This window comes from Streptomyces nanshensis (assembly GCF_001751255.1).
Classification (GTDB): domain Bacteria; phylum Actinomycetota; class Actinomycetes; order Streptomycetales; family Streptomycetaceae; genus Streptomyces; species Streptomyces nanshensis_A.
On the sequence record NZ_LJGW01000195.1, the window covers coordinates 1 to 227 of the forward strand.

At 80.6% G+C, this 227-nt stretch carries 1 pseudogene; it reads right to left on the reverse strand.

The window, feature by feature from the left end:
- A pseudogene (locus tag AN218_RS37460) lies at positions 1–227 on the reverse strand (hypothetical protein); the annotation flags it as partial.

The following is a 227-nucleotide window of genomic DNA, read 5'->3' on the forward strand; positions in this document are numbered from 1 at the left end:
GACCGCCGGGCGCCCCGCATGCGCGCTCACTCCCGTCCGCCCCGTCGCCCACCGGCCCGCGGCGCCCGCCGCCCCCGTGGCCCGCGTCGGAGGGAGCGCCGCGTTCCGTACGCCGGAGAGGCGCTCGTGCGGCCCGAGACCGCGGGGATGCCAGAGCAGCGTCAGCGGGAGCAGCGCACAGCAGCAGGCCAGCGCGGCGAGGAGCAGCGACTCCCCGGAGAGGCGGG